This window comes from Photorhabdus caribbeanensis (assembly GCF_018448885.1).
GTDB lineage: Bacteria > Pseudomonadota > Gammaproteobacteria > Enterobacterales > Enterobacteriaceae > Photorhabdus > Photorhabdus caribbeanensis.
On sequence record NZ_RCWB01000023.1, the window covers coordinates 73,826 to 88,715 of the forward strand.

Below are 14,890 nucleotides of genomic sequence, written 5' to 3' on the forward strand. Positions count from 1 at the left end.
AGTGGAGTAAGATATGAGTGAAAATAAACCAAAAGCAGATAGCCAATTGGTGTATGAAACTGATCCACATAAGGTTAAAGATTCGGAAGAAGGTGCGGCGCAAAAAACTTATCGGTTAAATGGCTTTGATCCTAAAACAACCGATGGATTATTATCGTATACACCGACAAGGCTTGCTAAAACTGTTTTTAATACTTACGAGGAGAAAGATGATTTTGGTGTTTTCTGTTATTTATCTGATTGGTCAATCTATGATGCGCGTTTGGTTGACACAGCAAGTGAAGATGATTTTAAAAAGAATGGCGGCAGAAGCGCTGATTTAATGCGCTTTAAAGGCGATAAAGAAAAAGGAAAGCCGTTTAAGAGAATTATCTTTAGCTTTGCAGGAATTATTGGCGATCCCGGGGAGAAGAGAGCAACTATCATTGCTGCTGCGGGTAAAAATGGATGGCAAATGGGGGATGCTGAACAAGATATTCTAGAGAATCACGAAGGCAAACCTATTCCAATAGATCCTTGGGCTGATGTTGCAGCCTATCTTAATTGTGGTTTTACTCAGTGGGCGGGCGAGCCTGTAGACTTATATCATCAAGATAAAGCCCAAGGGGTATTAGGAGGGTTGCGTTTACTTAAAGAAGAAAATCCAGATCTGGAAATTTCTGTCAGTGTTGGCGGTTGGTCAATGAGTGGTGCTTTTTATAAAGTATGCCGTAATGAGAATCTTCGTAAGCGATTTGTTGAGGGGGTTAAAGATTTATATACCAAATTCCCCATGCTAACTCACATTGATCTTGACTGGGAATATCCTGGTTCTGCGGGGGAAGGTAATCAATTTGGTGAAGATGATTATGAGCATTTTGCTGAGCTTATTAAGGATTTAAAAAATGCAAATATCAGTAATTTGCAAGGAATTAGTATTGCCGCTTCTGCTGATATAGAAAAAATGAAAGCAGCGCATATTCCAGAATTGATTGCTGCTGGTGTCAATGAAATCAACTTAATGACTTATGATTTCTTTACATTGGGCGATGGGAAACTTTCTCATCATACCAATCTTTATCGTAATAAGGATGACCAGTATTCTAAATATTCAGTCGATGATGCAGTTAAATATCTTATTTCTTTAGGTATTAATAAGAAATTTATCTATATCGGTTATTCTGGTTATACTCGTAATGCCAAAACTGCGGAGTTAGAGAGTAAGGATAATGAACAACTGGTTGGGAGATACACTGATGGAACATCCACGGTAGGGAGTTTTGAACACAGCGTCATTGAATGGACAGATATTATCTATAACTATGTTGATTATGAAAATCAAATAGGCCGTAATGGGTTTACAGTTTTCCATGATCCGGTTGCGAAAGCCGATTATATTTACAATAAAGATCTTAAAGTATTTATGTCATTAGATACGCCTCGTTCAGTCAGAGAAAAAGGCCGCTATGTTAAACAAAATGGACTTGGTGGTTTATTTATTTGGACCGGAGATCAGGATAATGGCTTATTAACCAATGCTGCTCATGAAGGATTAGGCCGCAAAGCAATTAAAAAAGTCATTGACATGGAGCCGTTTTATTTTGAAGGCGACCTTCCTTCTTACGATAAACCGAAAGAGAAGCAGTGTGAAGCATGTAAATTAAATTAAATTGAGTTTACGCTTTAAAAATCTCACTACTTAAAGTGGTTATAGTTTCTATAACTGTGCTATTCAGGTGTTTCCGATTAATTAGGTTGGGAATAATACAATGGATAAATATAAAAGCATTTCTCGTGAAAAACAGGATATAACAAAAGTATCACCATTATTAGCTGCGGTGGCAGAAATAAAATCATCAGCATCGCCAATATTGCCTACACCTTATATGTTGGCAAATTCAGAACAGAAGGAAGACCATTCTACTGTCACGCTACTTAATACACTCCAACGCCTAGGGTATCACTCAATTTTTGATATTATTGAAGTATCAAAACAGCGTTTTATTAAACGCCATAACGAATCTTTATCAGGTCATGCCGAGGCAATTTTTGATAAAGCAGTGAGTGCGGCTAATCAATTGGTACAAAGTTATCGGCAAAGACAATTGAGAGATTACGATAGCGCATCATTGACAGAAGCGAGTCATCAGGCAAGATATTCTTTTTATAGTGGTGACAATACCAACGAAAAAGAAAAATTGCCTGATTATAGCAACTTATTTCCTGAACCTTGGGATGATTTCTGTCAGCCAGACGCGATTGAGGCTCTTGATAGTCCGGTAAATTACCTGCTTGATCTTTATAAGTTTGTACAACAAATAGAGTTAGATGGTTCCAATAATGCCGTAGGGTTAGAGCAAAGGCGTGCTGATATTCCTGACTTATTACTTAATAGTGATAATCTTTACAAAGAGATTACGGCAATATCTATTGTGAATGATGTTTTGTCGAAAAGTGCCAGGGAATATATTGATCAAACAGGCCATGCAGAAAAACCGGTTAATCAGGTTTTGGGGGAGACTCGTTTTCCATTTACATTACCTTATAGTTTGCCTTCTCAACAGATTAATAAAGGCTTGGCCGAAAAAGAGACTGAATTAGGTACGATTATTCAGCAAGTGGATCAGCAATTTCCCTGGCATATCTTAACTGAAAAACGTGATCAGGCTTTGCTTGCCTATGCTCAATTAAGTCAGGAGCAAATGACTTTACTGACAGAGAAAAGCCCGTTTGCGCAAAACTTTTTATCACGTGAGCAACTGATTAAGAGTTATTTCAGTGCCAGCACAACAGAAGTATTACCTGAGCGTGATGTGGCAAAACATGCTTATATTATTCATGCTGATGCAAATATTACTGGCCCGACATTATTGAGTGATAATGATGATAAAGCCTATGATGAAATTGTCATTACTTGCGAAAATAAAGCTAAAGAGACGATTAAGATTAAGCTTCGTGGTGAAAATGTTCTGACTTACAATCGCGTAAAAGCGAGGATGGAGCCTTTTAATAATTCATCACCATTTAGTCGACAATTAAAGTTAACTTATGTAGAAAGTGATAATAGTGAAATTGGTAATTTAGATAATGGTCCTTTCTTTGGTGAAATGACAGTTTATGCGGCGATACCAAAAGAGAGCGAAAATAGTATTTCGGTAAATATTGAAGGTATTAACTTCCTCACTATGACTTACCGCTTCGCTATTGCTAAACAAGGTACTGCACAATCGGAGTTATTGCCGGAAGCGGAACAATTTTTCCAGGATAACTATGGTGTTTCTGCGGATGAAAGTGTGAAATTAAAAGGGATTCTATCTTTTGGTCAGCAGACAGGATCGAAAGTGACAGATCTCGAACACTTGTTTAGTAGTGGCGATTTCCGGCCTTTAGTTTCGCCAAATGTGCTATTTTCTAACCCTATCTTCGATAGTGGGCAAACGTCAGAACACTTTCCTGCACCTTATCACTATGGTGGTGTTTATATAAATGCGGGGCAATTAGATGCATTAAGCATTGTGAGAACGGATAATGGACGCGAAATAAACGCAGTTTCTGATTTCCGTTATGATCGAATGAATCGTTTTATTCGTTTACAGCGTTGGTTAGCGTTACCTTATCATCAGCTTGACTTATTAATAATTTCAGCAATAAAAGCTGAGCCAAATAATACCGATCTGACTATATCCAATAATACATTAAGAGCATTAGGTTTATTCCGCCATTTATCAACACAATATAAAGTATTACCGGAGACGTTTGCTGGATGGATATATCAAATTACGCCATTTACTATCAGTAATAATATTCCATTTTTTGATCAAATTTTTAATCAGTCTAAACTTTTTGATCAGCCTTTAATTTTGGATGGGAAAGAATTTAGTTATAAAGAAAATCAAGGAGAAGGCGCGAAAACAGTTAAACAATTGTGTGCAGGGTTAGCTATTTCTTTATCCACGTTTCAAGTGATTGCACCTATCGTTGAGGCAGCACTGAAACTTTCTTCTGGCAAATTGGTGCGTAATCTTGATGTCGTGTCTAGTCTTTATCGTCTGGTAACTATTCCACGATTATTTGGTTTTTCTGCGGAAGATGGATTAATTCTGGCGGATATTTTAACAGGTGAAGAGGGATATTTGGCAGATATACCCATTTTTAGAGAAAAAGATGAGCAGAAAGATGACATTCTCAGTGTTATTACTCAAATGGAAGTTTTGACTTCTTGGTTGGCTAAAACAAAACTGACTCCTATCAAACTTTCCTTATTATTAGCTAAAACTCAGCTCCCAGTGGTGCCAACAAGTGGCATGTTAAGTTTCTATAAGGGAATTTCTGACGGTTTGACTGATAATGTACGTTTACAAGAATCTGATTTTAATCGGCAAGAAATAAATAATATAGATTGGTGGAACGTTCTGTCAGATGAAAATGGCGTTTTCGATAAGGAAAATGGTTTAATCAAAGATATTCCATTAGTATGGGGGAAAACAGATGAAGAATCTCTAAGGAAAGAGATTGAAGATATTGTAAAGGAGAAAGGGATAAGTCCAGATAATAATCAAATTAATATTGTTGTGCAGATCATATTGCAAGCTAAAACCGCACAGGAGAGTCTATTATCTAGCGCTATTGCGGGAGAATATGGAGTATCAAGGGATATTGTTCCATTACAACTGCGTTGGTTAGGAAGTAGTGTCTATTCAGTACTGAAATTGGTATTAGATAATACGCCAGAAAAAGTTGAAGATATTAAACAAGAGTTTCTGGACTTGACCTACAGTCTGTTAGTTTATACTCAATTAATCAATACATTGAGCGTAAGTAATAATTTGTTGTTATTGCGTCTGACTAATCCTAAATGGTTGGGGTTAAGCGTGGAAGAAACAACGGAAATATCATTATCATTAGATGAAATTTTCCTGCTGAATCGCTATCAGGATTTACTGGAAAATGCGAAGCAAAATGAAGATAAAATTCAAGAATATTTTACTTTTGCTAACAGTGAAACTTCACCGAAGACAAGAGAAGAGGATGATGACAATTATAAATGTGCGCAATTATTGGCTGAAATTCTAGATTGGGACCCTGATGAAATTTATCTTGCTTGCAAAAAAGGAGGATTAGATAAAGAACGGGCAATGACCTTATCTCAAATAGATTGGATACGACGATTGCAACAATTTTCTGTAAAAACCAATTTGTCTGTTGAGCCTTTATTAGGTGCTGGCGCACTTGACGTTAATTCAGATTTTGAAGCTTTCCAAAATATCGGGGAAGCGGTAATGGCTGCATTAAAAGCGCAAGGAGATGATGAGAATGTCTAATTTAATTGAAGCAAAATTACAGGAAAATTTGCGGGATGCATTAGTTGATTATTATCTTGGTCAGATTGTTCCGCATGATACCGCTTTTCAATCCTTGCGTGAAAGAATTCAAAATGTAGATGATTTATATGATTTTCTATTATTAGATACTCAGGTTTCTTCTAAAGTAAAAACAGCTCGTGTCGCACATGTTACTCAGTCTGTACAACAATATATTAACCGTATTGTTTTGAATTTAGAGTCAGGTTTATCGATGACTCAGGAAGAGGCAGATAATTGGCAGGAGTTTGCTAATCGTTATGGTTATTGGGCGGCAAATCAACAACTGGCTATTTATCCAGAGGTCTATGTTGATCCTACCTTACGTTTAACCAAAACCGAATTCTTTTTCCAATTGGAAAGTGCGCTTAATCAAGGTAAGCTCACCGATGATGTTGCTCAGAAAGCGATATTGGGATATTTGAATAACTTCGAAGAGGTCAGTAATTTAGAGGTTATTGCTGGTTATGAAGATGGTATTGATATTGCCGATGATAAGATCTATTTCATTGCTAAAACACGAACTCAACCTTACCGTTATTTTTGGCGAACATTAGATGCTAAACAGCGTAATAATCAGACTGACGAACTCTATCCTACCGCCTGGAGTGAGTGGAAGCTGATTAATGTTCCTTTAGAAAATGCGTATAACGGTGTTGTTCGTCCAATTATCCTAAATAACCGGTTATATATTAGTTGGTTTGAAGTTTCTGAAGAAAAACAAGATAAAGATAATAGTATTAAGTATCGTACCAAACTTAATCTGGCTCATTTAGCGTTTGATGGTACCTGGAGTACAGGCACTACCGTTCGAGAAGATTTACTTGACCACGCCATGAAAGAATTGATTGCGGTTCTCGATCGTACCGGAGACGTTGAACGCCTGGCTTTGGTCGCATTTGTTCGTATGCAAAGTACAGATAATGATAAAAAACCATACGATTATGATGAAGTTTTCACCTACGTTTGTGACAACTTATTAATGGAAGCCACGGATTTGCCCAAATCCACTTCGACGTTATCTGATTTGGATGCATATGGCGCTGCTTTAGTCTGGTTCTATTTCCGGGAACCTGCAAATGGCGGGCCGGAAGAATATAAGCAATTGGTGCTTTATCCCGTTAATAATAATATGAAATGGCCGATAGCCGAACCACCAACATTTGAAGGACAACTGGGTAAAATAGACGATTTCAAGTTGGATGCGACTTATGTTGACGGGACATTAAATATGTATCTTACGTCCACTTCAACGTATAAATATGATTTTAGCAGAAGTAAAAATATCCTTTATTGTATTTGGCTGGAAGATAGCAAGGGTGAGCGGTGTTGGCTTGATTATAAGATACTTACTCCAGAAGATTATGATCCAAAACTGAGTGTCACATTGAACCGTTGTGATAGAAATGATGTAACGGTTGTTACGGGTTTCAGTTTGCCGTCAGAAACGGGAGATGTTGCTGGTAGAATTAAAACTAAACTCAGTGTAGGTAAACTACTTCGTGACAAGATACAAATTAAACAGACTAAACAAACTCAGTATTTGCAATTTCCAAAAGAAGATCAACCAGAGGAACCATTAGAAAGTTGGTATTCTGATAAGGCGATTCGTTTAAATACCCTTTTTGCGAAAGAGTTAATTAGTAAGGCGAGTCAAAAACTGGACAAAGTTCTCAGTTGGGAAACGCAAAATATTCATGAAGAGCCGATTACCGACAATGTTTCAAAACCTATCGACCTTAAAGGGGCAAATGGTATTTATTTTTGGGAATTATTCTTCCATATGCCATTTATGGTGGCCTGGCGGTTTAATGTGGAACAGCGTTATGAGGAAGCCAGTCGCTGGATTAAGTTTGTTTTTAATCCTTTTGAAAGTAATGACGAACCGGCTCTGGAACAAAATAAGCCACGTTATTGGAATAGTCGTCCAATAATTGACGAACCTAAGAGATTACGTAGTCTGGTAGAACCGGCTGATCCTGATGCAATTTCTGCCAGTGAACCTATTCATTATCGTAAAGCGATTTTTAATTTCTACGTTAAGAATATTATCGATCAAGGTGATATGGAGTATCGCAAGTTACAGCCTACTGCCAGAACGGTAGCACGTCTGAGTTATGCAACGGCAAGTTCATTATTAGGTGCGCGTCCTGATCTCCAATTAGCCAGTTCCTGGCAGCCAATAACTCTTGAGGATGCATCATATAAGAAGAGTAGCGCAGTACGTGCATTGGAGATGATAAGTTATCCTTTGCCTTATGCCCCGGTGGTTCATGATAAAACTATTCGTGCGCTGGATAATGATCTCTTTATGAAACCGATTAATGAAGAGTTAACGGCACTGTGGGATAAAATAGAAAACCGGATTTACAATTTACGGCATAATTTAACGCTGGATGGTAAAGAAATTTCGATGGATCTTTATGATTCGAAAATTTCTCCTCGTGGATTAATGGATCAGCGTTATCAGCGGGTTGTTGCTGCCAGAAATGCCAGCAGAATGAATTTCAGAGTACCCAATTATCGTTTTGAACCGATGTTGGCGCGAGCGAAATCGGGTGTCGATACGTTGATACAATTTGGCAGCACGTTGTTAAGTCTATTGGAACGGAAAGATAATTTAAGTTTTGAATCATTCCAGATGGTTCAGAATAATGATCTCTACCGTTTTGCGGTTGACCTCCAGCAACAAGATATCAATATTAATCAGGCCAGTCTTGATGCATTGCAGGTGAGCAAACAATCTGCTCAGGAGCGGTACGAACATTATAAAAGTCTTTATGATGAAAATATTTCGTCCACGGAACAGCAGGTTATTGAATTACAGGCTCAGGCATCTTCTGCTCTGTTAGCTTCACAAGTGTCAAGAACGGCTGCGGCAGCACTGGATTTAGTTCCCAATATTTATGGATTGGCAGTTGGGGGATCACATTGGGGAGCGGCTTTAAATGCTGTTGCTGAAATAGCAACTTTGAAACATCAGTCCGATAGTACTAAAGCTGATAGCCTCAGTGTTTCTGAATCTTATCGTCGCCGCCGACAGGAGTGGGAACTGCAATATAAACAAGCTGAATGGGAAGTAAAGTCTATTGATCAGCAAATTAATATTCAGCAGTTGCAGGTTAGCGCCGCACGTAAGCGTTTGGCGCAAGTTGAAGCGCAGCAGCAACAATCTCAGGCACTGTTGGCGTATTTCTCTAGCCGTTTTACTAATGAAAGTTTATATACTTGGATGATTAGCCAGATCTCAAGCCTCTATTTGCAGGCTTATGATGCTGTTTCTTCGTTGTGTTTATCTGCACAAGCCTCTTTACAATATGAGCTTGGGCTAGGCGAACAGAATTTTATTGATGGCGCGAGTTGGAATGATCTCTATCAAGGGTTGTTAGTCGGCGAAAATCTGAAATTAGCGTTGCAACGCATGGAACGCACTTATGTTGAGCAAAATTCACGTAAATTGGAAATTATCAAAACGATTTCGCTTAAATCTTTATTGGGTGAGTCTTGGGAAGATAATCTCAAAGCCTTAAAAGCGCATAACGTAATTACCTTTAATTTGGATGAATTAAAACAATTTGGTATGGATTATCCGGGTTTATTTAATCGGCGGATTAAATCTGTTTCAGTGACGCTGCCGATGTTAATTGGTCCTTATGAAGATATTTGCGCTAAATTAAGTTTGTCGGGTGTGAGTAGTTATACGACAAAAGCGGATCTTAAAACGGTTGAAAAAATGTTGAAAGAGGGAACTCGTGCGGAAACGCCTTATATGGTCCGCAGCATACAACCCAATCAACAAATCGCTTTATCTACGGGGATTAATGACAGCGGAATGTTTACGCTTAATTTCGATGATGAACGTTTCTTACCCTTTGAGGGAATGGGGGTAGGATCGAGTTGGAATTTCCAATTTACCAATACATCGCAGGATTTAGAAAGTCTAACCGATGTGATTCTTCATATTCGATATACCGCGCAAGAAGGGTCTGCATCATTTGGCTCGGCTGTTAAAGCATTATTGAACAAGGAATACCCAGATTTGGTATGACGAGAATTAAGAATTAAATGAATCAGTCATCTGAATTTAAAATTCTTACTCGTTATCATTAACATTCAAATTAGCCTCTTCTATCCATGTGGAGGCTAAATATAAATTTCATTGGAGTTTATAAATGGTAAACAAATATACTTATACCTCATCGAAATCCATGTCCGACATAAGTGATATTATTGGTGAACCATTAACCGCATGGAATAATCAGGCAGGCGGCCAAGTTTATAATGTTATTTTTAATGGCGGTGTTTATACCAATACCTATTGGGTTGAGCGCTGGCATATTCCCGATCCTACTGTTAAAGAGGGAACACCTCATAATGCCTGGAAATATATTCGTCAAGCGACGGAAGAAGAGATAAAACAACACGGAAACCCTACCGATGGGCGCGTTGATCCGACAGAAGATATTCCTTCACCGGTTTTACAACCGGATGCTATTACAGAACAGACCTATCAACGGCCGGATGTTAATTTTAAACCTGATGGTTCAGCGGGCAACCTTTCTTATACTGCGACGCGTGTTTGTCGCCCGATGTATAATGAATATGAAAGCGATAAATCCAGACCAAAGCTTTCTGCTTATATTACTGATTGGTGTCAATATGATGCGCGCTTAGATGGTAAAAATGAAGACGCTGATCAGCGGGGAAGAGGATTTGATTTAAGCACTATCAATGTGACTGCCTATGATAAATTAATATTCAGCTTCTTGGGTATTTACGGTGATACTGGTGTAAAAGGGAAGAAGATTACAGAAGTTGCCGATGGCTGGAATAGCCAGAGTGAAATCAAAATTACCGAAGGCCATATTGTTCCTCTTGATCCTTATGGTGATTTAGGTACTGCCCGTAATGTGGGATTACCTAAGGAAAGTGCTAATACGGATATTAATGCAGGAACATTTTTGCCTTTTTACCAACAAAAGAAAGCATCCGGTTTATTAGGTGGATTACGCGAATTACAGAAAACGGCGCGTTTAGCGGGTCATAAACTTGAACTGGCTTTTAGTATTGGTGGCTGGAGTATGTCCGGTTATTTCTCCGTGATGGCGGCTGATGAAACAAAACGTGGCGTTTTTGTTGACAGTATTGTTGATTTTTTTGAGCGCTTTCCTATGTTTAGTTGTGTCGATATTGACTGGGAATATCCCGGAAGTCCGGGCGAGGAAGGTAATGTTATTAGTGATAAAGATGGAGAACATTACGCTCTGTTAATTAAAGAATTACGTGAATCTTTGGATAGCCGATTTGGGCGAGGGGATAGAAAAGAGATCTCCATTGCTTGTAGTGGTGTAAAAGCGAAATTAAAAACATCCAATATTGCCGAATTAGTTAAGAATGGTCTGGATAATATTTATTTAATGAGTTACGACTATTTTGGCACCGGGTGGGCGCCTTATATCGGCCATCATACTAATCTCTATTCGCCAAAAGATCCTGATCCATCAGATGCGTCTGATTTATCTGCGGAAGTTGCTATCAATTACTTACATCAGGAGCTTGGCATACCTTTGGAGAAAATTCATTTAGGTTATGCTAACTATGGTCGTGCAGGTAAAGGGGCAAATCTTGAAACGCGCGAATATAATAAAACGGGCAATGCGTTAGGAACAATGGAAAAAGGTTCACCTGAATTCTTTGATATTGTTAATAATTATCTGGATAGCGAACACACCCTCGCGACCGGGAAAAATGGTTTTGTGCTAATGACGGATACTAATGCTGATGCCGATTTCTTGTTTAGTGAAACGGAAGGACACTTTATCTCATTAGATACACCACGTACGGTGAAGCAGAAAGCGGAGTATGTCGCTAAAAATAAACTGGGCGGTATATTTTCTTGGTCAGGCGATCAGGATTGTGGCTTGTTGGCGAATGCAGCCAGAGAAGGAATGGGGTATATTGCCAAATCTAATGATGAGACCATCGACATGGGGCCACTCTATAATCCGGGTAAGCCCTATTATTTAAAATCTATTGGCGAAATGAAGAAAAACGCTGATTAATTCGTCTTTGTCAATAAAGAGGGATATTGCGTTTCTCATCCGTAAATTTCTTCGTTCTTAAAATAATCTTATTCAGCCTGATATTTTAGGGCTGAATAGGGTTATATTCTGTAAAATGTCACCGTTTATCGCTAAGCTGTACCTAAGCTATTTAATCAGAGAACGGAATAATGACAAATTCAACGACTGAATGGGTGACAATTTATGATCTGCATAGCCATACGACTGCATCGGATGGTTTACTTTCACCATCAGAGTTGGTTGAACGGGCAGTGGCAATGGGTGTTAATGTATTGGCAGTGACTGATCATGATACAACGGAGGCTATTTTACCCGCCAATGAACATATCAGCCAGCACAACTTGCCATTAAAATTGATATCAGGTGTTGAGATATCTACTCTGTGGCAGAATATGGAGATTCACATTGTTGGTTTAAACATTGATATTCAGTCAAATGCAATGGTCACATTACTCGGAAAGCAAGCTGAACTCAGAAAAGAGAGAGGAATTGAGATAGGTCGTAAATTGGCAAAGGTGGGTATTCCCGATGCTTGGACAGGGGCTAATCGGTTAGCAAATGGCGGGCAGGTGACACGAGGCCATTTTGCCCGTTATTTAATTGAAATAGGCAAAGAGCCAACAGTGGCGAAAATATTTAAAAAGTATCTGGCAAAAGGAAAAATCGGATACGTTCCACCTCAATGGTGTACAATTGAACAAGCTATTGATGCCATTCATCAATCAGGTGGTCAAGCAGTCATTGCTCATCCGGGACGATATGATTTATCGACCAAATGGTTGAAGCGTCTGATTGTCTGGTTTAAACAACATGGTGGTGATGCAATGGAAGTTGCACAGTGCCAGCAGGCGCCTAACGAGCGGCAATATCTCGGTCAATTGTCGCGGGAATATGATTTGATGGCTTCGTTAGGTTCTGATTTTCACCAGCCTTGTTCATGGATAGAGTTAGGGCGTAAATTGTGGTTGCCCGGTGATGTGGTACCAATATGGCGTAACTGGTCACTGTAGGGGCTGCATAAAATTAAGAGGTAATTTATGAGCCAGTTTTTTTATATTCATCCTGATAATCCGCAGCCGCGTTTAATAGGGCAAAGTGTGGATGTGCTTAAAAAGGGTGGAGTGGTTGTTTACCCAACTGATTCCGGTTATGCGATTGGTTGTCGTCTGGAAGATAAAGATTCGATGACTCGGATATGCCGTATCCGTCAGTTAGAGAGTCATCATAATTTCACCTTAATGTGCCGGGATTTGTCAGAAATATCGACCTATGCTTATGTCGATAATTCAGCTTTTCGTCTGATTAAGAATAATACGCCAGGCAATTACACGTTTATTTTGCGTGCGACGAAAGAAGTACCTCGTCGTTTGATGAATGATAAGCGAAAAACTATCGGGTTACGTGTTCCATCCAATCCAATTGCCTTGGCGCTGCTTGAACAAGTGGGCGAGCCATTGATGTCTACTAGCCTAATTTTGCCGGGCAATGATTTTGCTGAATCTGATCCTGAAGAAATTAAAGATAATTTGGGAAAATTGGTTGATCTGATTATTCACGGGGGTTATTTAGGGCAACAGCCTACAACCGTAATCGATTTAACTGAGGATACGCCGGTTGTCATACGGGAAGGGGCTGGCAATATCACGCCATTCTTATAAGCTCCGCAGTAATTATTTTCGGAATTTATATAAAGCTTGTATATTATATGCAGGCTTTATATTTTTGATTTTTTAATTGAATCGAAACGGTTATTATTATTTCGAATTATTAATACTGACTCAATAAAATAGAACCATCATCTATTTAATAATTAAGTTGATTTTAATGACGTAATAAGGAAATATTTACCTCACCTAAGGTAAGTTTATTCACTCATTATTTGATCATACTATTAGGTATAAAGCCTTCTGGCTGGATATTTAATATAAATAACAGCGTAAGGTTATCCATTCATTATAAAATCAAGGGATATTGAAAATGTCAGTTGTTAATTTCTCCGATAAACCAGTTGATGTCGTTAATGTTTATACATGGCCAAAATCACCAGATAGGGATTTAATCGCATGTGGACGTGACGCATATGCTGAAAAATCAGTGCAAGAAGCATTGAACGGGGAACCTGATAAGGCGGTAAAATTAAGTGAGTTAAATGATATTCTGGCCACCTGTGAACCTTTTGACTTTAACGGCGTCACTTTATATGCAAAAGATCCGGTCTTGGCCTTAATTAAAGCATTATCAGAGAAAAATGGTTATTTGTTGGATGATTCATATCCTCCTGAACAATGGCAAAGTGGGGGAGTTGATAAGCATAGCCGTATTAAAGATTTTATTGAATCTCCCAGTATGTTTATTAAAGGGATAGAGATGATCGATATGGGGCAGCTTTATCTTGGCAATTGCGGCTTTGTTAGCACCATTGGGGCAATTGCTTCCCATCCTGAGGGGCATAATTTGTTATTCTCTTCCATTTATCCGCCAGTTTATAATTCAACGGGCGTTTATTCGATCAGAATCATCAATCAATCTAAGATTGGTTATTTATTGATTGACGATGATCTGCCGCGAGTTAATTTTTCTGCTATGGAAGATAAAAATGAGTTTTGGTATTACCTGATTGAAAAAGCATTTGCAAAATTGCATGGAGGCTATGAGAATTTAGGCGGTGGTAATGAAATCTATTTTGGTATAGAATCGACAGCAAATACGAGTATTAATCAGAATAATAAAGATCATATTTGGGATGAGAAATTTGTCGATATATTTAAAGTAAAACATCATGTGACTTATCAAGGAACGGGTTCCTCTACGGATTTGGTATCAGGCCATGCTTATTTAATATTAGATGCTCAGCAATGGAATGATATTAAGTTAGTACGACTGCATAATCCGTGGAATGTCGTTAAATATAAAGGTCCATATTCTCCCGGTTCTGCTGAATGGGAAAATATTCCAGAAGACGTGCAAAATAATATATTCCAGAATAGCCGATTTGAGGGGAAATCATTCTGGATGCCATATGATCTCTATGTTAAGAATTTACCAAAAATCAGCGACATGTATCTCAGCGAAACTATTCCAGATTCACTGAAAAGTATTGCCAATCCATCTCCAATTCAGGAGTAATAGGATATCGGTTTTGCCAGGGTTGACTTGTAATCTATTAATTTGATATTAGTGTTTGGTATTAATGTCAATTTAAATAAAATTTAATGAAATGGTGGCCTGAAATTTATAATTCATGGCCACTTTTATATTATTCAAAATTATATCTTATTAATTGTTTGACAATTGAAAAAGTAAGTGAATTCTATGATTATAGAAATATTATTATTTTAAGGGGCGGATTCGACTAATAAGCGCAATTTTTCAGAAAGGCGGTCAGTTGCTATAGTAGGCATCTTTCCCGCCACAGGAGAATGCGCTATGGCCTATACACAACTGACCGAGACAGAAAGATATCAGATT

Annotated in this window: 7 protein-coding genes; all 7 read left to right on the forward strand. The window is 38.3% G+C overall.

The genetic code is table 11. From position 1 onward, the window contains the following. The first annotated feature begins 13 nt into the window (after positions 1 to 13). Complete coding sequence (locus EAE90_RS15645) at positions 14 to 1,648, forward strand: glycoside hydrolase family 18 protein (protein WP_214054242.1); 1,635 nt, start codon at positions 14 to 16, stop codon at positions 1,646 to 1,648. A gap of 100 nt (positions 1,649 to 1,748) precedes the next feature. Then, positions 1,749 to 5,300: a Tc toxin subunit A gene (locus EAE90_RS15650; protein ID WP_214054243.1), complete on the forward strand. Its 3,552-nt coding sequence runs from the start codon at positions 1,749 to 1,751 to the stop codon at positions 5,298 to 5,300. After that, a complete protein-coding gene (locus EAE90_RS15655) occupies positions 5,293 to 9,387 on the forward strand; it encodes a Tc toxin subunit A-related protein (RefSeq protein ID WP_214054244.1) in 4,095 nt (1,364 codons plus the stop codon). Before EAE90_RS15650 ends, EAE90_RS15655 begins: the two co-directional genes overlap by 8 nt. 124 nt (positions 9,388 to 9,511) lie before the next feature. Continuing rightward, on the forward strand, positions 9,512 to 11,401 hold the full coding sequence (locus EAE90_RS15660) for a glycoside hydrolase family 18 protein (protein ID WP_214054245.1): 1,890 nt from the start codon (positions 9,512 to 9,514) through the stop codon (positions 11,399 to 11,401). Between the two features lie 170 nt (positions 11,402 to 11,571). Beyond that, the gene (rnm, locus tag EAE90_RS15665) at positions 11,572 to 12,432 is read left to right on the forward strand and encodes an RNase RNM (protein ID WP_214054246.1); all 861 of its coding nucleotides are present in this window, start codon (positions 11,572 to 11,574) and stop codon (positions 12,430 to 12,432) included. 27 nt (positions 12,433 to 12,459) lie between these two features. Then, positions 12,460 to 13,080, forward strand: a complete 621-nt coding sequence (locus EAE90_RS15670; RefSeq protein ID WP_214054247.1) for an L-threonylcarbamoyladenylate synthase — start codon at positions 12,460 to 12,462, stop codon at positions 13,078 to 13,080. A 319-nt stretch (positions 13,081 to 13,399) separates the two neighbouring features. Next, positions 13,400 to 14,548, forward strand: coding sequence for a C2 family cysteine protease (locus EAE90_RS15675; RefSeq protein WP_246550826.1), 1,149 nt, complete (start codon positions 13,400 to 13,402; stop codon positions 14,546 to 14,548). The last annotated feature ends 342 nt before the right edge of the window (positions 14,549 to 14,890 follow it).

What these genes read in the sequence shown, in the direction of transcription:
- rnm (WP_214054246.1), top strand. Translation starts at nt 11,572, where the DNA reads ATGACAAATTCAACGACTGAATGGGTGACAATTTATGATCTGCATAGC.
- EAE90_RS15670 (WP_214054247.1), top strand. Translation starts at nt 12,460, where the DNA reads ATGAGCCAGTTTTTTTATATTCATCCTGATAATCCGCAGCCGCGTTTA.
- EAE90_RS15645 (WP_214054242.1), top strand. Translation starts at nt 14, where the DNA reads ATGAGTGAAAATAAACCAAAAGCAGATAGCCAATTGGTGTATGAAACT.
- EAE90_RS15650 (WP_214054243.1), top strand. Translation starts at nt 1,749, where the DNA reads ATGGATAAATATAAAAGCATTTCTCGTGAAAAACAGGATATAACAAAA.
- EAE90_RS15655 (WP_214054244.1), top strand. Translation starts at nt 5,293, where the DNA reads ATGTCTAATTTAATTGAAGCAAAATTACAGGAAAATTTGCGGGATGCA.
- EAE90_RS15675 (WP_246550826.1), top strand. Translation starts at nt 13,400, where the DNA reads ATGTCAGTTGTTAATTTCTCCGATAAACCAGTTGATGTCGTTAATGTT.
- EAE90_RS15660 (WP_214054245.1), top strand. Translation starts at nt 9,512, where the DNA reads ATGGTAAACAAATATACTTATACCTCATCGAAATCCATGTCCGACATA.